The organism is Photorhabdus sp. RM71S (assembly GCF_042879355.1).
In the GTDB taxonomy this organism is placed as follows: domain Bacteria; phylum Pseudomonadota; class Gammaproteobacteria; order Enterobacterales; family Enterobacteriaceae; genus Photorhabdus; species Photorhabdus kayaii.
The window spans coordinates 134,360-155,725 of the sequence record NZ_JBHFKV010000005.1 but is presented as its reverse complement, the minus strand read 5'-3'; the positions used below and the strand labels follow the sequence as shown (position 1 = coordinate 155,725).

Here is a 21,366-nt window from a genome sequence, read left to right as displayed (position 1 = left end):
ATTACTGAAAGGTGTGGGATGAGATGTTAGAATCCATTTTTAAGCAACCGAGTGAATTTTGAAATGGGTAAGAACGTTGTCGTATTGGGCACCCAATGGGGTGACGAGGGCAAGGGCAAGATCGTCGACTTGCTGACTGAACGAGCTAAGTATGTTGTTCGTTATCAAGGGGGCCATAATGCTGGTCATACACTGGTTATCAACGGTGAAAAAACCGTTCTCCACTTAATCCCATCAGGGATCCTGCGTGAAAATGTTATCAGTATTATTGCAAATGGCGTCGTATTAGCGCCTGATGCGCTGATGAAAGAGATGAACGCATTAGAATCCCGTGGTATTCCTGTTCGCGAGCGCCTGCTCATTTCAGAAGCCTGTCCACTTATTCTTCCATACCATGTTGCATTAGATAATGCCCGCGAGAAAGCGCGTGGTGCAAAAGCAATTGGTACAACCGGTCGTGGTATTGGCCCTGCGTATGAAGATAAAGTTGCTCGTCGTGGTCTGCGTGTTGGTGATTTGTTTGATAAGGAAGCATTCGCAGTTAAGCTGAAAGAAATTATCGAATATCACAATTTCCAACTGGTTAACTACTACAAAGAACCGGCGGTTGATTACCAGAAAACCCTAGATGAAATCATGGCTGTTGCCGATATTTTGACGGATATGGTCGTCGACGTTTCTGATTTGTTGTATAAAGCAACTCAGAAAGGTGAATTGGTTATGTTCGAAGGTGCACAGGGCACATTGTTGGATATTGACCACGGTACTTACCCATATGTGACCTCTTCCAACACTACCGCGGGTGGTGTTGCAACAGGTTCCGGTTTAGGTCCGTGCTATGTTGATTATGTTTTGGGGATCATCAAAGCATACTCTACTCGTGTCGGTGCTGGTCCATTCCCAACTGAACTGTTTGATGAAACTGGCAGTTACTTGCGCGAAAAAGGCCAAGAGTTTGGCGCGACTACGGGGCGTAGCCGCCGTACTGGTTGGTTGGATATCATTGCCATCCGTCGTGCAGTACAGATCAACTCACTGTCAGGTTTCTGTATGACCAAACTGGACGTGCTGGATGGCTTGAAAGAAGTAAAAATCTGCACTGGTTACCGTATGCCTGATGGCAGTGTAATTGAAACTACACCTCTGGCAGCGGATGACTGGGAAGGTATTGAGCCTATTTATGAGACCATGCCTGGTTGGAATGAAAGCACTTTCGGTGTGAAAGAGCATAGAAGATTGCCTCAGGCGGCATTGAACTATATCAAACGTGTAGAAGAGCTGACCGGCGTTCCGGTTGATATTATTTCTACAGGCCCGGATCGTTCAGAAACTATCATTCTGCGTGATCCGTTTGATGCCTGATGGTACCTATAATCAGGTGAAGCCGGGCTTTTCAGCCCGGTTTTTTGCTATTTATTGTGGCCTTTTTTGTTTAACGATGAGGAGATCAACATGATTTTGGTAGATTCATGGTATATAAGTTGAACAAATACTTATTTTTTCAGTTTGTTCTCGGATATATTAGTTTATATCTTATTATCCAGAGGTTGATGTGCAGTTAACGAGTTTTACAGATTATGGCTTGCGCGCGCTAATTTATATGGCTTCTTTACCGCAAAGCCGGATGACCAGTATTTCTGAAGTTGCTGATATTTATGGTGTTTCTCGTAACCACATGGTAAAAATCATTAACCAATTGAGTCATTTAGGATTAGTAGATGCTGTTCGTGGTAAAAACGGCGGTATCCGTTTAGGTAAACCAGCGAAGGATATCAGAATTGGCGATGTCGTTCGCGCTCTTGAGCCATTATCATTGGTTAACTGTAGTCAGGAATCTTGCCATATCACTTCTGCGTGTCGTCTGAAGGTCGTATTAAATCAGGCAATAGAAAAGTTTTTAGAAGAACTGGATAAGCATACTTTAGCTGATATGATTGAAGATAATATCCCCCTTTACAAGCTGCTTCTGACCGAATGAAGAAATGGCGCAAACAGCCTGCTGATGACAACGGAGGAACAGCTATGTCACAAGATCCTTTTTTGGGGCGCGAAGCAGAAAAATACGAATCACCTATTCCAAGCCGTGAGTACATCTTAGACATTATTGCTAAACATACTGTACCGGTAAGTCGCCAGGAACTGGCACAAGAGCTGAATCTGATTAACGATGAGGATATTGAAGCGTTACGTCGTCGTTTACGGGCTATGGAACGTGATGGTCAATTGGTTTTCACTCGTCGCCAATGTTATGCCTTGCCGGAAAGATTGGATTTACTGAAAGGTACTGTAATTGGGCATAGAGATGGTTATGGTTTCCTACGAGTAGAAGGTCACAAAGACGATTTTTATCTCTCTGCCGAGCAGTTAAAAATGGCTATTCATGGTGATGTTGTGCTGGCACAACCATTGTCCCTGAATCGCAAAGGGCGTAATGAAGCGCGTATCGTTCGTGTATTGGTGCCTAAGACCAGTCAGATTGTTGGCCGTTATTTTCTTGATTCTGGTATGGGATTTGTTGTGCCGGATGATAGCCGTTTAAGCTTTGATATCTTGATCCCGAAAGATGAAAGCGGTGGTGCTCGCATGGGGAATGTGGTGGTAGTCGAGTTAATTACACGCCCGGCGCGCCGCACAAAAGCTATCGGTAAGATTGTTCAAGTGTTGGGTGAAAAGATGGGAACGAACATGGCAGTGGAAATTGCCCTACGTACTCATGAAATTCCCCACAGTTGGCCGCCACAGGTGGAAAACCAGGTTGCTTCCTTGGATGAGCAGGTACCAGAATCGGCGAAAAAAGGCCGTGTTGATCTGCGTACTCTGCCGTTGGTGACAATCGATGGTGAAGATGCCCGTGATTTTGATGATGCCGTTTATTGTGAAAGAAAGCAAAGCGGTGGTTGGCGTTTATGGGTTGCCATTGCTGATGTCAGTTACTATGTGCGCCCACAAACGGCGTTAGATACCGAAGCACGTAGCCGGAGTAACTCGGTTTACTTCCCATCTCAGGTTGTCCCCATGTTGCCGGAGGTGCTTTCTAATGGCCTCTGTTCTCTGAACCCGCAGGTTGATCGCCTTTGTATGGTGTGTGAGATGACGATTTCAGCACAGGGGAGATTATCATCCTATAAATTTTACGAAGCCGTCATGAATTCTCACGCCCGTCTGACATATACCAAAGTATGGCGTATGTTGCAGGGTGATGAAGAGCTGTGTGAGCACTACAAGCCACTGGTTCAGCATATTGAGCATTTACATGAATTGTACCAGGCATTAGAAAATGCCCGTGAGCAACGTGGTGCAATCTCGTTTGAGTCAGAAGAGGCGAAGTTTATCTTTAATGCTGAACGTCGTATCGAGCGAATTGAACCGATTGTTCGCAATGATGCTCATAAGTTGATTGAAGAGTGCATGATTCTGGCGAATATTGCTGCGGCGCGCTTCGTGGAAAAAAATGGGGAGCCGGTGCTTTACCGTATTCATGATCGGCCAAAAGAAGAGAGCATTGTTAACCTGCGTTCGGTTTTTGGCGAATTGGGATTGACGCTGCCCGGTGGCATGCAACCAACACCAAAGGATTATGCGCAACTGATGCATCAAGTGGCTGAACGCCCGGATCATGAGCTACTGCAAACCCTATTACTGCGTTCAATGAAACAGGCAATTTATGATCCGGAAAACCGGGGTCACTTCGGTCTGTCATTAAATTCTTATGCGCATTTTACCTCCCCTATCCGCCGTTACCCGGATCTGGTGTTGCATCGGGCGATTAAATATCTGTTAGCGAAACAGGAAAGCATTGTTGAGCAATGTGGAACACCGACTGGGGGATGGCACAGTGATATGGAACAGATGTTGCAACTGGGCCAACACTGCTCCATGACAGAGCGCCGCGCAGATGAAGCGACGAGAGACGTCGCCGATTGGCTTAAGTGTGATTTTATGCAGGATCAGGTGGGCAATACTTTTACTGGGATCATCACGAGTGTGACAGGTTTTGGTTTCTTTGTTCGCTTGAATGAGCTGTTTATTGACGGCCTAGTGCATGTTTCCACATTGAGTAATGATTATTATCATTTCGATAATATCGGTCAGCGTTTAGTTGGTGAATACTCGGGTAAAACTTTCCGGTTAGGGGATGAAGTTGAAATTCGTGTGGAAGCGGTTCATATGGATGAACGTAATATTGACTTTAAGCTGCTTTCTACCACCCGCAAAGCCCGGAATGTAGGTAAAACAGCGCACGATAGAGAGAGAAAAGTAGAACTTGGCCGCGAAAGCAGTAGGAAAAATGGGCGTGGTTATCGCAAAGAAGCTCATTTTGAGCCTGATGGTGCTGTTTGTAAAGAGCGATCTGCGGATAAGCCTAAAGGGGATAAGAAAAAGGGTAAGACGTTTTCTACCAAAACTCAGAAAATTGTCGCTAAATTCAAAGCCAAACGGGCTAAGAAAAGCGCAGATAAATAATCAAAGGGCTATCCTGTTGCAGGATAGCCTGAATATTTTAATCTCCCCCTGAGTACGTAAAGCCTATCGAATGAGGCTCACAGTATTCGTCAGTGCTGTATATGTATAACAGTGAAAATAAGAAGATTATGAGTGAAATTATCTACGGTATTCATGCCGTTAAAGCTTTATTGGAGCGCGATCCTCAGCGTTTTATCGAAGTTTATACCCTGAAAGGGCGTGAAGATCGCCGCCTGACACCATTGATTCATGCGCTGGAAAGTATCGGGATGACTATCCAACTGGCAAATCGTCAGTGGCTGGATAATCAAACGGAAGGTGCGGTGCATCAGGGGATTATTGCCAAAGTGAAGCCAGGGCGTCAGTATCAAGAAAACGACCTACCAGATTTACTGGCACAAGCAGAAACCCCTTTCTTGTTGGTGCTTGATGGTGTGACAGATCCCCATAATCTGGGCGCTTGTTTGCGTAGTGCTGATGCAGCAGGTGTACATGCTGTTATTATTCCACGTGATCGTTCTGCTCAGCTTAATGCCACGGCGAAGAAAGTGGCATGTGGTGCTGCGGAAAGCGTACCACTTATTCGTGTCACCAACCTTGCTCGTACCTTGCGTTTATTGCAAGAGTACAATATCTGGGTGGTGGGGACAGCAGGAGAAGCTGACCATACGCTGTATCAGAGTAAACTAACCGTTCCTATGGCACTGGTGATGGGAGCGGAAGGGGAAGGTATGCGTCGTCTGACTCGTGAACACTGTGATGAATTGATTAGTATCCCAATGGTGGGTTCTGTCTCGTCGTTGAATGTGTCTGTTGCCACGGGAGTTTGCCTGTTTGAGGCGGTGCGTCAGCGCGGTTCGTTATAACTCATCTATTCCACATATGAACAAAAGTGTTTTTGCATTGTTCATTCCTTGAGTTTTTTATGTAGGGTAGGTATAGTTACGCGTCAATTTTTCAGCCGCACTTAAACAAGTTCCTTGCCTCCACGGGCCGCGGTTGACCCTGACAGGAGGCTGAATAATCCGTAAGGAGCAATTCTAATGCGTCATTACGAAATCGTTTTTATGGTCCATCCTGACCAAAGCGAACAGGTTCCGGGCATGATTGAGCGTTACAGTGCGACTATCACTAACGCGCAAGGTCAGATTCACCGTCTGGAAGACTGGGGCCGCCGTCAACTGGCTTACCCAATCAACAAACTGCACAAAGCTCACTATGTTCTGATGAACGTTGAAGCACCGCAGGAAGTGATTGATGAGCTGGAAACTAACTTCCGCTTCAACGATGCCGTTATCCGCAGCATGATTATGCGCGTTAAGCACGCGGTAACTGAAGCATCTCCAATGGTTAAAGCCAAAGATGAACGTCGCAGCCGTGACTACTCTCTGGAAGACGCCAATATGGATGCTGAAGAAGCTGGGGATTCTGAAGAGTAATAACTGTGACAACTAATCGTTTGGTGCTTTCTGGCACAGTGTGCAAGGCCCCCATTCGAAAAGTCAGCCCTGCCGGCATTCCTCATTGTCAGTTTGTGCTTGAGCACCGTTCACAGCAACAGGAAGCCGGTCTGAGCAGGCAAGCATGGTGCAGAATGCCCGTTATTGCCAGCGGACAATTGTTACAAGTTTTAACTCACAGTATAACGGTCGGCAGTCGATTAACCGTTTCAGGATTCATTAGTTGCCATCAAGGTCGCAATGGTCTTAACAAACTGGTTCTTCATGCCGAGCAGATTGAATTGATAGATTCTGGAGACTAGCCAAATGGCACGTTATTTCCGTCGTCGCAAGTTCTGCCGTTTCACCGCGGAAGGCGTTCAAGAGATTGATTATAAAGACATCGCTACGCTGAAAAACTACATCACCGAGAGCGGTAAAATTGTACCAAGCCGTATCACTGGCACCCGTGCAAAATACCAGCGTCAGCTCGCTCGTGCTATCAAGCGCGCGCGCTACCTGTCTTTGTTGCCTTACACTGATCGTCATCAGTAATCGGCACAGTCCATTAACGACTCTGAGAGGATAAGGTAATGCAAATTATTCTGCTTGATAAAGTAGCAAACCTGGGTAGCCTGGGTGATCAAGTTAACGTTAAACCGGGTTATGCCCGTAACTACTTAGTACCGCAGGGCAAAGCTGTTCCTGCAACTAAGAAAAACATCGAATTCTTCGAAGCTCGCCGTGCTGAACTGGAAGCTAACTTGGCTAACGTTCTGGCAATAGCAGAAGCTCGTGCTGAGAAAATCAATGCATTGGGTTCCGTTACTATCGCTTCTAAAGCAGGTGACGAAGGTAAACTGTTCGGTTCTGTCGGTACTCGTGATATCGCTGATGCAGTTACCGCCGCGGGCGTTGAAGTCTCTAAGAGCGAAGTGCGTCTGCCTAATGGTGTTCTGCGTACTATTGGTGAACACGAAGTTAACTTCCAGGTACACAGCGATGTATTCGCTAAATTGAACGTTAACGTTGTTGCTGAAGCTTAATCGCTGATTAACTGATGCTAATAAGTAAAAAACGCTGGCAATGCCGGCGTTTTTTATTGCCTCAACTTACCATTCTCTTGGTAAGTCTATACCCTATGGATTTCAAGGTGCTTTGCGACGGCAAGGGAGAGAATCCCCGGGAGCATAGATAACGATGTGACCGGGGTGGGTGAGTGCAGCCAACAAAGAGGCAACTTGAAAGATAACGGGTATATAAGGTTTTTGCCGATAATGCCCAGCAACTGAGCATTAATCTGATTTATTTTACATTTACTACCTTATTTGTCGTTTATAGAATTATGGTTTCTCTTATCTATTCTTCTGTAATGTTGTCTTTTAGCCGGTTTTTATTATTATTGATTTTGCGTTTTTATATTGGAAATATTATTCATTATTAGATTAATATCTATAAATAATTGAATTCGTATTTTTTATTATTAGATAATATCGGTATTGTTAATTCTATTGTGATATGTGGATTTTTTATAGAATATTTTAATATATCTACATCTAAATCTAGTTAATTACACGCATGATTATTTCATAATAATATAAAAATATATTTTTATATAATTTCGGTTATTTGTCTTTATAATGATAATTTATTTTATATGATTTCACATAAGAATATTTAATGATATCAATATATATCCTTATTATTAAATAATAATATCAAAAATTTATACGGGATTTTATTGATATAACTGTCAGAGTTGACAGTAGACTTTTAAGCGTAATTTTATAATTATAATTTTTGTTAATTAACCCTTGTGTGAGAACACAAATGAATGCGCTTATTGTTAATAGGTATGAGTTTATTCTCCATAGTTATTGATAAATTGAATTGTTTCATCAATAAATTAATAGGTATATTAAATGTTGAATTGATTTATTTATGTGTTGATAAAAATACCTTGTCATCATTATATGTTCTTCATATTAACCCAGACATAAGGGATAAAACTGGTATGAATCTTGGTAAAAGCATATTACAAACTATAGGTAATACTCCAGTAGTTATGTTGAATAGTAGATATACTAAAGGTATTAATGTCTTTCTCAAAATGGAGAATATTAACCCCGGTGGGAGTATCAAAGATCGTATTGCAGTTGCTATGTTGGAAAGGGCTGAGGCTCAGGGAGAATTAAGACCGGGAATGGTGGTGATTGAGCCATCATCGGGTAATACGGCAATTGGCCTGGCAATGGCGTGTGCCGTTAAAGGTTATCGATTTATTGCGGTTTTGGATCGCATGGTGCCGGCAGCGAAACGCGATAACATAAAAGCGTTTGGTGCGGAAATCATTTTCCTGCCAGAATTTGAAGCGGGAACGGATACTGTCAAATATCGCATTGATTTAACTAAAGAGATTATAAAAGCTTATCCGAATGCGTTTAGCCCTATGCAATTTGAAAATCAGGTTAATCCTGATGAGCATTATCGTTCCACGGGGCGTGAGTTGTATGAAACCTTTGGCAATAATTTGACGGCTTGTTTTGCGACGGCAGGAAGTTGTGGAACACTTACTGGAATTTCCCGTTATTTGAAAGAGAAAAATCCACAGATACAAATTTATGGTGTTGAACCAGAGGGGTCAATTATTTTCGGTGGTGAATCAGGAAAATATTTGGTACAAGGTGCAGGACTAACGTTTATACCTTCTATTCTGGATCGTACCAATATCGATATTACCTTGAAAGTTACAGATATTGATGCATTCCGAGTAGCAAGAAAGTTAGCCAGAAATGAAGGTATTTTAATTGGTGGAACGGGAGGTTGCGCGGTAAGCGCAGCATTAAATCGCCTGGATGATTTTAAACCTGGAGATAATATTGTTGTCATTATTCCTGATAGTGGAGAACGTTATATCGACACAATTTATAATGATACTTGGTTATTTGAAAATAATTTCTCAGAATTAGTTGAGGAAAGTAAAACAGAACCTCAATTAGAAGAAATTATTACAAACATGGGGTGCGTATTAAATGAGTTCTGATCGTGTTTTGGTGATTTACTATAATCGCCTCTATAATCCTCTTATCATAAGAAGTCTTAAATCTGAATATAGAGAGGTAATTGCTCTTTATATTGATGAAGGGCAGGTAAGAGACATTGACGATATTGAATTGGAATGCATGGTTGCAGGTGCTGATAAATTTATCTATAAAGATTATCGAGCACAATATGCTGAACACTTCCTTACAAAAGCGATAAAAGCGAATGCTATTTATCAACATGGTTATTTTCTCAGTGCGGCACTTTCCCGTCCTGCGATTGCTGAGGCGGCAGTTGAAGTAGCCAATGAGCTCAATATTGATTATATTGCCCATCAATTCAGAGGTAATGATCAAGTCAGAATGGATATGAATATAGAAATTCTGAATAAAATACCTATTGCTTCGTTGAGAGATTTTAAATACGACGAAAATATCGTAAATAGTTATGCTATGAAGTATGGTATTCCTCAAGAATTTGGTTGTAATAACCCTTATTCTACTAGTGAAAATATATGGGGATTAAGTGTCGAATGTGGTCCGTTGGCAGAACCGGAAACATTAATTCCTGAAGATGCCAGAGAGAAATTATTTGAGCATGCACTATCAGCCACTGAGCCAATATTTTTGTCATTAGGTTTTGAGAATGGTATACCGATATCGATTGACGGCGAAAAGAAATCATTATATGAAATTATTGAAATATTAAATAAGATTGGTAAAAAACTATCAATTGGTATTTTTGATATTGTTGAAGATGGTATTGTCGGTTTGAAAACACGAGCAATTTATCAATCACCTGCCGCACATATCTTAATTACCGCACATCGTGATTTAGAATGTTATTGTAGTAATCGTCACGAAAATTGGTTTAAAGAGATAATTGATAAAAAATGGGTTGAATTAGTTTATTCTGGGCTTTGGTATGATCCCTTATTAACTCATTTAAACCACTTTATTGATAGCATGAATCAATATGTCAATGGTGAGATTAAGCTTGAATTAGGCTATAAATATGCCAACGTTTGTTCCCGTACTTCAAAGACGACTATCTATGATGATAATTTAGCAATATATAATTGTGGGCATTTATATAGTCAAAACGATGCAGAGGGATTTGCAAAAATATTTAATATCCATACTAAGCAAAGTGCTAAATCTAAGATGAGGCAAAAGTTATGATTAAAGAATTATTAATGTGTAAACCGGATTTTTATGATATTGAATACGTTATTAATGACTGGATGGACCCTAATAATAGAGTCAATAAAGAATTGGCACAGCAACAATGGGATTTTCTTTATGAACGGTTGACTGAACGTGGTATCACTATTCGCACTATCGATCCTGTTAATGGTTTGCCTGATATGACTTTCTCAGGTGATTGTGGCATGGTGCATAATAATAAATTCCTTGCTAGTAATTTCCGGCACGCTGAACGCCAGGGGGAAAGCCAGTACTATATCGATTATCTGGAAGATCTAGGTTATGAGATACATCGTGTTGATGAAGATATTTATTTTGAAGGGCTTGGAGATGTTATCTATTGGGATAATGACATCATATTTGGTTATGGTCCTCGCTCAGATAAAGAAGCAATAAATACAATTCAGAAAGTCTATCCAGAACTTAAAGTTAAAGGTGAACTACATATTCAGGATAAGACTTTCTTTCATGTGGCTTTGGCATTCTCGTTTATTGACAAAGATACGGTTATTTACTATCCAGAAGCATTTACTAAAGAGAGCCAGAATTATATTGCTGAAACATTTGAACGCCGGATCTCAATATCAGAACATGACGCTAAGGAATTATTTGTTTGTAATAATATCCCAATAGGTAAAGATATTCTCATGCATGATTGTTCTATAGAGGTTGAACGTCAATTAAATAATTATGGTTATAATGTCATTAAATGCGATATGAGTGAATTCTTAAAGAGTGGTGGTAGTCTGCGCTGCTTAGTATTAAAAGTTAAATAATTATAATGGGAGGATAATAAGTCATGTATATTTTAGGTATAAATTCAGTTTACCATGAATCAGCAGTTTGCTTATTAAAGGATGGAGAGACAATTTTTGCTATTGAAGAAGAGCGTCTAAATAGAAGGAAACACGGAAAACCAGCAAATATTGATAATCCTGATGAACTGCCATTGGCTTCCATTGAAGTTGCATTAGACTTTGCGGGTATTCGCTTGGAAGATGTGAGTCATATCGGGTTTTCCATTGATCCGATAGAACGAAGAAAATCAGTCTTTATTGATGAAGTCACCAATGAGGGAAGTTGGGGAAGTGTATCGGGTGAGTCCATTTTTTATCGCAAAACCACTTCAGTACCAGAAATTTTGCAATCAATGGGATTCCGTGGCCAATTTCATTGGGTTCCTCATCACACAGCTCATGCTGCATCTGCTTATTTTGTTTCGCCATTTGATAAAGCGTTAACCTTATCACTTGATGGTGTGGGAGAGGATAATACCGCAGGGGTATATCTGGGCGATGGCAATAGTCTGAAAAAAATTAAAACCATTGAATACCCCCATTCAATCGGTTTTATGTGGGAAAAATTGGCAGAATTCTTGGGCTTCTCTGTATACGATGCCTGTAAGGTGATGGGAATGTCTGCTTATGGTAAGCCTGAAGGTTTTATGTCGGCGTTCCAACAATTCGTCAAAATTTATGAGAAAGGTGAGTTTACTATTGATAACACCGTTCTCAATTTCCGTAGCCAAGACTTTTCTAAATTAGAATCTTTGTTTGGTATTGTGAAAAGAGTCCCTGGTGGAGAGGTGACACAGGAATATTATGATATTGCTGCTTCTCTCCAGCAAATAACTGATGAAATAGTGTTAAATATGGCTCATCATTATTTACAGGAAACAGCAACGAATAAACTCTGCCTTGCGGGTGGCGTCGCATTAAATTGTATAACGAATAAACGATTATATGAAGAGTTGGATATCGAAGATATTTTTGTTCAGCCTGCTGCACATGATGCCGGGACTGCCACAGGTGCCGCACTATTTATTTGGCATCATATTCTTGAAAATAATCAGCGCTATCCTCTGACGCATACCTATTGGGGTCTGGAATATAGTGAAGATGATTACCAGCGTAGTTTGAAGGCCCACGGTTTGGACTGGACATATGAAGAGAATATTCATGAAGTTGTCGCAGGCTTGCTGGCTGAAAATAATGTCGTTGGCTGGTTCCAGGGGAGGATGGAATTTGGGCCGCGGGCATTAGGTAATCGTAGTTTGTTGGCTGATCCAAGAAATAAAGATATTCGCGATTTAATGAATCGTAAAGTTAAACATCGTGAAATGTTTAGGCCATTTGCGCCTAGTGTATTGCGTCAACATGTTGCTGATTGGTTCCATGTTCGGAAGGAATTACCGGAAGCTGCAAAATATATGTTGTTAGCGATGGATGCTAAAGTAGATAAAGCATCGAAAATTCCGGCAGTGGTTCACGAAGATGGTACTGCCAGAGTTCAGGTGGTAGATAGTGCATCAAATCCAGATTATGCCCAGTTGATTGAGGCATTTTATCGGAAAACCGGTGTACCTTTGTTGCTGAACACCTCTTATAACGATAGTGAACCGATTGTTTGTTCTCCTGATGATGCCATTAAAACTTTCATGAAAACAAATATTGATTATTTAGTTTTGGGGAATTATTTGATTAAATCTGTTCATTAATTATTGCATAGTAAAAATCTATCCCAGTAGGCGTAGTTGATGGAATCAGTTTGAGCCTTGCTCATCGCCAAATTGATAAATAAAATAGCCTAATGGGGTAGATAATAAGGTTGAGGTAATATTAATGATACATAGGATCATACTGGCTCGCTTTTTTTCTGTTTTTTCAGAGGCATTTGTTATGTTCGCTGTGCCTGTATTAGTATATACCTCAACTAATAGCGCTTCACTTTCATCTTTTGCTTTTGGGCTTGAACGGCTATTCAGGGTGATTTCACTCCCCATTTCTGGCTGGATGGGCGACAGGATGCATACTCTGGTTATGTTATTCCTGAGTGATATTTTTCGATCATTAGTTTGTTTATTTCTTTTTATCCTTTCATTTATATATTCTGATAATAGCATCGTATATATCATTATTCCTCTCTCATGTGTTTTATCCTTTTTTAGTGGGGCGGGATATGTCAACCTTGAAGGTTTTGTCTCTAAAAATATGAGTGCAATAGAATTACCTTCTGTTAACTCTCGTTTACAATTTGTTGAACAGTTTACCTATATTGCAGCCCCGGCAGTTGTCGGCGTGCTGGTTTATAAATTCAGTGTTTATGCGGTATTTGCATTTGCATTTTTTCCTTTCCTGATTAGTAGCTTGATATGGTTTCAGCTACAAAGGAAAAACCGGATTGAAGAACACGCTAATAGAGAAGGGTATAATCTGCCGGCCATTTTTAAGTTCTTGATGGAAAACCCCCCCTTGTTACGCGTCATTAGTCTGACGTTCCTGATGAATGTGATGCAAGGTGCTATTTTGTCAACGGCAGTTTATGTTATTACCAGTGTTTTTTCACAGCCGAAAGGGAGTTATGCTCAGCTTTTGGCTTATGCGGGGCTGGTGAATTGTTGTGTTTTTTTTATTGCGCCAAAATTGTGCCGGATTTTTGATGTGCGTATCGTTGGTGTAACGGCTTTTCTGATTGCGTTATGTGGTCTGACACTATTTGCTACTGGGCCGTTATTTGTGGTTTACACATTAGGTTTCTTACTGGTTATTGGTTCGGAAGGTTGTTTTAATCTTTTTTCACGCTCTTATCGAGCAAGTCTTATTCCGAAGCAGCGTTTTTCTCAGTATCTTGGTGTGGTGCTGGTTTTGAATCAATTAGCGACACCTTTAACCAGTTTTATTTGTGCTAATTTACTGAACTATTTTTCCTACAATAGTATTTATCTGATATTCTCTGCATTTGTTTTATTGATGTTTATCATTATTAATCCTTATCGTTCGCTTAAATTTAATCTGCATAATAGTCAATAATGGAGGAAATATGAGTTCGAAAAAATATTTGTTAGTGCTTGATTATCTTCCGGCAAGGCTGAATGAAATCGTCAATATTCGTGACTATATTCGATATAATTACTCCCTTGAGTTGGTGATTATTAGCGATATGTTGTCCGGTGAGGAAAAAAATGTCACACCATTTGTCTATCATATTCCTGTACGAACAGAAAATTATGTTGATAGTGTGATGACAGTTCTTGCTGAACTTAATATGACATGTGCTGGTATTCTTCCTTTTATGGATGCGGTATCTGGGTATGCTGCTGTTATCGCGAAGAAATTAAACGTTTATGGTGATGATCCCGAATTAAGCTTCGCAGGTATTGAGAAATATCAATTTCGCCAACAAGAAACTCGAATATTACCGTTGCTTGCGGCACAACATATTAAGACGCCTCGATATACTTTCATTAATGAGATTAAAGAACTAGAAGAGTTTTATGATTCTGTTCCGTATGGTGTGATTATTAAGCCTAATTGTGGTCGGGCAAATGTAGGCGTGGTAGCGGTTAAAGATAGAAGTAAAATCCCAACGGCTTTTGCTCAATCTGTTGAGCAATCTGGTGGTAATCAAACTCTTGCAGAAGAACTTATTATTTTCGATACAGAATATTCGTACGATGGTATTGGTTGTATGGCATTTTTAACGCAAAAAGTTTCCCAGAAAGGGGAATTTCCTGTTGAAATAGGGCAAATAGTTCCGGCGCAATGTGATGGCAGAAATACGATTGCATTACATAAAGCAGGGCAGGCAATGAATCTGATTTCAGGGCAGACTCTTGGCGCATTCCATAATGAGATTAAGCAAGATAGTAAAACGGGAGAAACTTTTCTGGTTGAAACTAATCGTAGACCAGCGGGTATGCGTATTTGGGATATGGCTAACCGGGTATATGGTATAAGCTTGCAGGAAATTTGGGTTGACCATTTAGTCAAAGGATTTAGTGATCGAATGATATTGCCTGAAGCAAAGGGAAGGGCATTTTTGATTAATTTGCTGGCAGGTAAAGATGGCAAGATTAATGGTAAATTCGATCAAACAGAAGTTAATGAACTATTATTAGCATCTGTTGATAATATTTTGAGTAGATTATGTTACGAAATTATTGCAATAAAAATTAATTTAGATAAGAATTCACCGGTTTATGAAACACCAAAAAGCAATAATGATTTCTGTGGTTACGTTTGTGTACATATTAATGATGAGCACGTCAAATGTGAATCCCTGATGAATGAAATTAATGATGCATGGAGGGATATATTGTCTAATTATATTTTATAATTTCGTATGGTTAGAGCCTTATTTGGGCTCTAATTATTATATGATTAGATTATATGCTATTGCTTTAGCAACTGCTGCAACTTTATTGGGAACCACTAATTTCTCCATGACATTGTTAATGTGGAAATTAACTGTTCTTGTTGAAATATCCAGTATATCGGCTATTTCAGCAGAAGTTTTTCCCTCACAAGTCCATCTTATGACTTCAACTTCTCTGGTAGAGAGCGTTGGAACAATGATTTTATCCTTTTTATTTTTTAGGTTATTAAATGTTTTTATGCATTCATTTGCCAATATGCCTAATACTCCTGCTTTATTAAGTATTTCATTGTGGGAAATAGAGCCTTCTTTTCTGGCAACTGAAAAAATTGACCTTTCTCCATGATAACCTTTAATTTTTATTGAAAGACTATTTTTAACTTCATTTTTATTTGAATTTGATTTTTTAATCATAAAGTCAGCGGCTTTTGATATTTTATCATTACAAACTGATGGAATAGAGAAAGTGTAATCACCATTCATTAATTGGTCGCTGTCGTGATTATTATCTTGATTATAATTGCTTGCGGTTTCTATATTTAGGTTGGTTATTAGAACATATTTTTTTGTCGTGAATGGATATTTTTCTTCCTGATAAATTGAGTAGAATTCAAAACCCAGATAGTTTATCGCGTTTAACAACCTCTTTTCTAATTCAGGCATGGTTTTGGACTTTTTAATTTCTGATAAAATCTCATTAAATGGTTTATTCATAAGATTTTCCTCATTATATAATATTTGCAATAAAATTAATTTTATATAAAAAATATTTTATTCATATAATCAATTATAAGTAAAAATTTTTAAAAATTGAATTTTTATATTGTAACCTTTAAGAAATAAATATGCTACTTAGAATTATATCTATTATTAGCTCTTATATATTTGGGCGACATGTATTTTCCTGGTGACATCTTCGGTTTACCCTGCTGCATAGCGCTGTTATGCTTGCAGGTCTAATTTAATTTGATCACAGGTATTTTCATGGCAAAACTTTCTTTTGACTCTATCGAAGCACAAGCTAGTTATGGGGTTGGCTTGCAGGTTGGTCAGCAATTACTGGAGTCTGGCCTGCAAGGTCTGGAACCTGAAGCGTTGTTAGCGGGGTTATGTGATGCGCTGGAAAATCATTCTCCAGCGGTGCCGGTCGATATATTGCATCGAGCCTTACGTGAAATGCATGAACGTGCAGATGGTGTGCGTCGTGAACGTCAGCAAGCTATGGCAGAAGAGGGTCAGAAGTTTCTGGCAGAAAACGCTCAGCGTGACGGTATAAGCACGACAGAATCTGGTTTACAGTTCTCTGTACTAAAACAGGGTGATGGTGCAATTCCTGCCCATACTGACCACGTGAGTGTTCATTATACGGGTCGTCTGATTGATGGCACCGTGTTTGACAGCTCAGTACAGCGTGGTGAACCGGCTGAATTTCCTGTAAATGGGGTGATTGCTGGATGGATTGAAGCATTGACGTTGATGCCTGTCGGTTCTAAATGGGAACTTTATATCCCTTATAATTTGGCTTATGGCGAGCGTGGTGCTGGTGCATCGATTCCCCCATATAGCACTCTGATTTTCGAGGTGGAATTGTTGGATATTCTGTAAGTTTTATCTAGAAGTAGGATTAAAAAATAGCCGGTATATCCGTCTCAGACTACTGACAAACCCATTTAAAAAGTGGGGGATATTTTCAAGCCATCGAAAATTTCAGCTAGGATGTTGCCGATGAACTGGCTTTCCCTCAATTTCCTAATTATTTCTTTAAATAGAGTCTTTGGCCCGCTAGCTTTTGCCATTTATCTGAAAAATAGACAGGAATGCTATTAGGAGTAGTAATAAAATTCTTACCGTTCCAATAAAAAGATCAATTGGTAATATAGTCTAAAATGATAACAGATGACTAACCGCAGAGGTGTGTGATGCTAGAACAAATCTGCCAACTGGCTCAGGAAGCTGGTGCGGCTATTATGACAATTTATCAGGATGAACATCCCCTGAAAGTTGATCATAAGCAAGATGATTCACCGGTGACTATGGCTGATATTGTGGCTCATAAAATAATTAAAGCCGGATTATCCCGTATCGCTCCGGAAATTCCACTGTTGTCGGAAGAAGAGCTTCCTAATTGGGAAGAGAGGCGTGATTGGAAGCGCTATTGGTTAGTTGATCCTCTGGATGGTACCAAGGAATTTATTAATCGTAATGGTGAATTTACGGTTAATATCGCCTTGATTGATGAGGGCGTTCCTGTGATGGGAGTGATATATGCTCCTGTGCAGGATACGCTTTATTCCGGGCAAGGGCGGCAGGCATGGAAAAAAGTCTGTGGAGGTCAATGTTTGCCGATTAAGATTCGTGATGCTAATCCACCAATGGTCGTCGTTAGCCGCTCTCATATGGATACAGAATTAGAAGATTATCTCAATCAGCTAGGTGAACATCAGACGGTTTCTGTGGGGTCTTCACTGAAGTTCTGTTTGGTGGCTGAAGGAAAAGCGCAACTTTATCCTCGCTTTGGACCCACTCATATCTGGGATACTGCGGCGGGTCATGCTATAGCCATTGCTGCTGGTGCTCACGTGACCAACTGGAAAGGCCAGACGCTAGATTATACGCCTCGTGAATCATTCCTGAATCCGGGATTTAGAGTAACGATTTTTTAATCGTGGTTGTTTTCTAGTAGATTTGTTTTTCAGCGGAATTGTGGTGATAAGGGCAAACGAAAACATACCTGTAAGTCGTTATCACCACGGGTGTTTTTACTGTAGTTCCTTACGGACTAATTCAATGACCTGTTTGATTTCACTACCGTTTAACGCACCTTCTTTGGTAAACTTCGCTACGCCATTTTTGTCCAGGACAATAATGGCAGAACTTTTAGCTTCCAACTGCCAAGCTTTTTTGACCACACCGTTGCTGTCAGCGATAAACTGAGACCACGGAAACTCTCTTTTGCTATCTTCAATACTGCTGCGGACAAATGGTCCAGTGCCGAATATTGCATCATTGATATTGATGATGGTGGTTGTTTGGTATTTTTCTTTTGAAAAATCAGCGCGTTTTATTTCTTCTATCAGTGGAGCATTCATCTCTTTAGCTGCACTACGACCTGCAATATGTTGTATGACTCTCACTTTACCAATCAGTTTTCCACTATCCCAATTTTGGTAGCTAAACTTGTTATTGTTGAGTAACAACTCACCTTTATCAGAAACACTGATCGCAGGAACCTGTTGTTCCAGAGTGATGTTGTGGGCGAATGCTAAAGCAGGAGAACAAAGTAGCGCAGCATATAGCATAAAGTTCTTTATCATAATTTTTCCTTTGTAGGTTAATGTGACAATGCATGGATCTCTAGCATAGCGGGTATTAACTGATTTATCTCTTTAAAGAAGATCAAATTTTTAACATTAAGTAAGAGATAAAGTTACATAGTTATGTATATCTAAATATCTGTCATTTTATGTAAATTCAGTGCATAAAACTAAAAATGGAGGGAACAAAATCGGATAAATTCAGTCTATTATTCTACATAACGGTATGGTGTATGGAGTTGGTTCACCAAACGTAACCGTAAAAAGTATTTAGGAGGAAAAAAGCAGAGATGAAAATTTTTCACCGATATAACCCACTGAAAATTGCTCTCTACGTTAAAACTTTATTCCGTGGACGTTTATACATTAAAGATATGGGGGCTTTTGAATTCGACTGCGGCAAAATTTTACCGCCGAAGGTGAGAGATAAGCGCCATTTTAGTGTAATGAGCGAAGTCAATCAGCAAGTGCTACGTTTGCAGGCCGAAATAGGATAGATAACGAAAAAGAATCGGGTGCATACTGGTGTAATCTGCGCCACAAAATAACAATAAGTGGCGCTTAACATGAGAATACTAAACGGCCTTAGCTCAAGAATAGGCCGTTTTTATTTATCATCACTGATAGGCAGGTTTTGCGTTGGTGTCGTGGTGAGAGTATCAGTGATTTTTGTGACTAATAGCTGATCGATTTTGTAGTTATCAATATCGACAACTTCAAATTTGTAACCAGCAAACTTAACTGAATCAGTACGCTTTGGAATTTTACGCAACCGAAACATCATGAAACCTGCAATGGTTTCATAGTTACTTGAATCAGGAAAATTATCAATATCCAGTACACGCTGTACATCATCAATAGGTGTTCCTCCTTCTACTAACCATGAATTTTCGTCACGGATGATGATCTGCTCTTCTTGTCCTTGGTCGACTAAATCACCCATTAGTGTGGTCATAACATCATTAAGGGTAATCACACCCATTACCAACGCATATTCATTCAGGATAATAGCGAAATCTTCACCCGCTGCTTTAAAACTTTCCAGTGCATCTGAAAGTGTCAAGGTATCTGGAATGATCAGCGCGTTGCGGATCTGGACACCTTTATTGAAGCTTAGGCTTTGACCACTTAGGACACGGTTAAGCAGATCTTTGGAATCCACATAACCGATAACGTGATCAATATCTCTATCACATATTAGGTACTTGGAATGTGGCTGGCTAGAAACCCATTGTTTGATACTTTCCTCACTTTCATTCTTATCGAAGTAAATGATATTTTCCCTTGAGGTCATGGCAGAAGGCACTGTGCGGGATTCGAGCTCGAACACGTTTTCAATCAGTTCATGCTCTTGTTTACGCAACACACCAGCAACAGCCCCTGCTTCCACAATCGCAAAAATATCATCGGATGTGATATCTTCATTACGCGCTGTCGGAATTTTAAAGAGCTTAAAGATAAGATCAGACAGGCCATTAAATAGCCAAACTAGTGGACGACAAACTGTCAGACAGAAACGCATTGGGTTAACGATTTTCACGGCGACTGCTTCAGGCTTAATCATGCCGATACGTTTTGGTGTCAAGTCAGCGAGCAAAATGAATATACTGGTCACAATGGTAAATGAGCAGATAAAGCCCAACTGGTCTGCCCATTCGGGGCGCATAAATTTCATGAAAAACGTTTTCAATGAAGGAGAGAATGCGGATTCACCGACAATACCTGCCAAAATTGCCACTGCATTTAGGCCGATTTGCACCACGGTAAAAAACATTCCCGGCGCTTCTTGTAATTTGAGGACATGGGCTGCGTTGACATTACCTTCATCTGCCATCAGTTTTAGTTTGATTCGCCTGGAGGCAGCAAGAGAGATTTCAGATAACGAAAAAAAGGCGCTTATCGCGCACAATAGAAATACTATTAAGAGACTATTTAGCATAAGGAATCCATGTTCTACCTCCGGTGGTAGGATAGGTTGTCATTAGAAAAGCACCGGAGGAAACAATAAAAATCATATAAAATAAAAAGTGACAACAAAAACTTAGAAAGCTATTGATTAGCTTAGTAATTATAACATTAATTAAATGTGGCGGCTAGTTTTTGTTCATTTTGGGTAGGCAAACACCAATACCGCCTATCCCGCAATACCCCTCAGGATTCTTAAATAGATACTGTTGGTGATAGTCTTCAGCGAAATAGAATGGCCCCGCTTCTGTGATCTCCGTTGTAATAGGACGGTTATCGCCTTGTTGTTGCATTGCTTTTTGGAAACGTTCACGGCTGGCTAATGCCAATTCATGTTGCTGAGGTGACACGGTATAAATCGCGGAGCGATACTGAGAGCCAATATCCCCGCCCTGGCGCATCCCTTGAGCTGGATCGTGGTTTTCCCAGAAAAGTTTTAATAAGTTTTCGTAGTTGTTTTTTGCTGGATCGTAAACAATTCTAACAACCTCAGCATGTCCGGTCAGGCCGTTACAAACTTCTTCGTAAGTTGGATTCGGTGTTGTACCACCGCTATAACCTGCGGAGGTGGTGTAAATATCAGGTTGTTGCCAGAATAGGCGTTCTACGCCCCAGAAGCATCCCATACCAAAATAGGCAACTTCCATATTTTCTGGAACAGGTTCTATCGTATGATCGGTAATAGCATGGTTAGGTGAAACCTTAAGTGGCTCAGTTCTGCCTGGTAATGCACTATGAGGATCAATAGATAGGCTTTTATTAGCTGAAGTTGGCACAATTCAC

Annotated in this window: 21 protein-coding genes; 17 read left to right on the top strand and 4 right to left on the bottom strand. The window is 40.2% G+C overall.

Annotation, left to right across the window (positions count from 1 at the left end):
- Window positions 1–63: 63 nt before the first annotated feature.
- From ACGF5R_RS04835 to ACGF5R_RS04770, 14 genes are all read left to right on the top strand, one after another.
- A complete protein-coding gene (locus ACGF5R_RS04835; RefSeq protein ID WP_112877160.1) occupies window positions 64–1,362 on the top strand; it encodes an adenylosuccinate synthase in 1,299 nt (432 codons plus the stop codon).
- Window positions 1,363–1,552: 190 nt separating this feature from the next.
- A complete protein-coding gene (gene nsrR / locus ACGF5R_RS04830) occupies window positions 1,553–1,978 on the top strand; it encodes a nitric oxide-sensing transcriptional repressor NsrR (RefSeq protein WP_112877161.1) in 426 nt (141 codons plus the stop codon).
- A 44-nt stretch (window positions 1,979–2,022) separates the two neighbouring features.
- A complete protein-coding gene (gene rnr / locus ACGF5R_RS04825) occupies window positions 2,023–4,464 on the top strand; it encodes a ribonuclease R (RefSeq protein WP_387689963.1) in 2,442 nt (813 codons plus the stop codon).
- Window positions 4,465–4,592: 128 nt separating this feature from the next.
- Window positions 4,593–5,330 carry a 23S rRNA (guanosine(2251)-2'-O)-methyltransferase RlmB gene (rlmB, locus tag ACGF5R_RS04820; RefSeq protein WP_112877232.1) on the top strand — a complete coding sequence of 246 codons (738 nt, stop codon included), beginning with the start codon at window positions 4,593–4,595 and terminating at the stop codon, window positions 5,328–5,330.
- 177 nt (window positions 5,331–5,507) lie between these two features.
- Window positions 5,508–5,903 (top strand): 30S ribosomal protein S6, encoded by a 396-nt coding sequence (rpsF, locus tag ACGF5R_RS04815; protein ID WP_011148646.1) that lies wholly within the window; start codon window positions 5,508–5,510, stop codon window positions 5,901–5,903.
- 5 nt (window positions 5,904–5,908) lie between these two features.
- Entirely contained in the window at window positions 5,909–6,226 is a 318-nt protein-coding gene (gene priB, locus ACGF5R_RS04810; RefSeq protein WP_021322928.1) for a primosomal replication protein N, read from the top strand.
- 4 nt (window positions 6,227–6,230) lie between these two features.
- Window positions 6,231–6,458, top strand: coding sequence for a 30S ribosomal protein S18 (gene rpsR / locus ACGF5R_RS04805; protein WP_000135199.1), 228 nt, complete (start codon window positions 6,231–6,233; stop codon window positions 6,456–6,458).
- 38 nt (window positions 6,459–6,496) lie between these two features.
- Complete coding sequence (gene rplI / locus ACGF5R_RS04800) at window positions 6,497–6,949, top strand: 50S ribosomal protein L9 (RefSeq protein ID WP_112877162.1); 453 nt, start codon at window positions 6,497–6,499, stop codon at window positions 6,947–6,949.
- 788 nt (window positions 6,950–7,737) lie between these two features.
- Window positions 7,738–8,946, top strand: a complete 1,209-nt coding sequence (locus ACGF5R_RS04795) for a PLP-dependent cysteine synthase family protein (protein ID WP_387689943.1) — start codon at window positions 7,738–7,740, stop codon at window positions 8,944–8,946.
- A complete protein-coding gene (gene argG, locus ACGF5R_RS04790) occupies window positions 8,936–10,126 on the top strand; it encodes an argininosuccinate synthase (protein WP_387689941.1) in 1,191 nt (396 codons plus the stop codon). The genes ACGF5R_RS04795 and argG overlap by 11 nt, the downstream gene beginning before the upstream one ends.
- Window positions 10,123–10,926, top strand: coding sequence for a dimethylarginine dimethylaminohydrolase family protein (locus ACGF5R_RS04785; protein ID WP_112877164.1), 804 nt, complete (start codon window positions 10,123–10,125; stop codon window positions 10,924–10,926). Before argG ends, ACGF5R_RS04785 begins: the two co-directional genes overlap by 4 nt.
- 23 nt (window positions 10,927–10,949) lie before the next feature.
- On the top strand, window positions 10,950–12,647 hold the full coding sequence (locus tag ACGF5R_RS04780; protein WP_112877165.1) for a carbamoyltransferase C-terminal domain-containing protein: 1,698 nt from the start codon (window positions 10,950–10,952) through the stop codon (window positions 12,645–12,647).
- A 124-nt stretch (window positions 12,648–12,771) separates the two neighbouring features.
- Window positions 12,772–13,959 carry an MFS transporter gene (locus ACGF5R_RS04775; protein WP_112877166.1) on the top strand — a complete coding sequence of 396 codons (1,188 nt, stop codon included), beginning with the start codon at window positions 12,772–12,774 and terminating at the stop codon, window positions 13,957–13,959.
- Window positions 13,960–13,969: 10 nt separating this feature from the next.
- A complete protein-coding gene (locus ACGF5R_RS04770; protein ID WP_112877167.1) occupies window positions 13,970–15,265 on the top strand; it encodes an acetyl-CoA carboxylase biotin carboxylase subunit family protein in 1,296 nt (431 codons plus the stop codon).
- A 36-nt stretch (window positions 15,266–15,301) separates the two neighbouring features.
- On the opposite strand, the gene ACGF5R_RS04765 is transcribed toward ACGF5R_RS04770, so the two are convergent.
- Window positions 15,302–16,018, bottom strand: a complete 717-nt coding sequence (locus ACGF5R_RS04765; protein WP_112877168.1) for a LuxR family transcriptional regulator — start codon at window positions 16,016–16,018, stop codon at window positions 15,302–15,304.
- Window positions 16,019–16,288: 270 nt separating this feature from the next.
- Here ACGF5R_RS04765 and ACGF5R_RS04760 point away from each other — a divergent pair, with 270 nt between their 5' ends.
- Window positions 16,289–16,909, top strand: coding sequence for a peptidylprolyl isomerase (locus ACGF5R_RS04760; protein ID WP_112877169.1), 621 nt, complete (start codon window positions 16,289–16,291; stop codon window positions 16,907–16,909).
- A gap of 314 nt (window positions 16,910–17,223) precedes the next feature.
- A complete protein-coding gene (cysQ, locus tag ACGF5R_RS04755) occupies window positions 17,224–17,967 on the top strand; it encodes a 3'(2'),5'-bisphosphate nucleotidase CysQ (RefSeq protein ID WP_112877170.1) in 744 nt (247 codons plus the stop codon).
- A gap of 96 nt (window positions 17,968–18,063) precedes the next feature.
- Here cysQ and ACGF5R_RS04750 read toward each other — a convergent pair whose 3' ends face one another.
- A complete protein-coding gene (locus ACGF5R_RS04750; protein ID WP_112894284.1) occupies window positions 18,064–18,618 on the bottom strand; it encodes a YtfJ family protein in 555 nt (184 codons plus the stop codon).
- Window positions 18,619–18,908: 290 nt separating this feature from the next.
- Here ACGF5R_RS04750 and ACGF5R_RS04745 point away from each other — a divergent pair, with 290 nt between their 5' ends.
- A complete protein-coding gene (locus tag ACGF5R_RS04745; RefSeq protein WP_011148633.1) occupies window positions 18,909–19,115 on the top strand; it encodes a DUF1107 domain-containing protein in 207 nt (68 codons plus the stop codon).
- Between the two features lie 110 nt (window positions 19,116–19,225).
- Here ACGF5R_RS04745 and ACGF5R_RS04740 read toward each other — a convergent pair whose 3' ends face one another.
- Window positions 19,226–20,557: a hemolysin family protein gene (locus tag ACGF5R_RS04740; protein WP_112894283.1), complete on the bottom strand. Its 1,332-nt coding sequence runs from the start codon at window positions 20,555–20,557 to the stop codon at window positions 19,226–19,228.
- Window positions 20,558–20,711: 154 nt separating this feature from the next.
- Window positions 20,712–21,359 carry a peptide-methionine (S)-S-oxide reductase MsrA gene (gene msrA, locus ACGF5R_RS04735; protein ID WP_387689938.1) on the bottom strand — a complete coding sequence of 216 codons (648 nt, stop codon included), beginning with the start codon at window positions 21,357–21,359 and terminating at the stop codon, window positions 20,712–20,714.
- Window positions 21,360–21,366 lie beyond the last annotated feature (7 nt).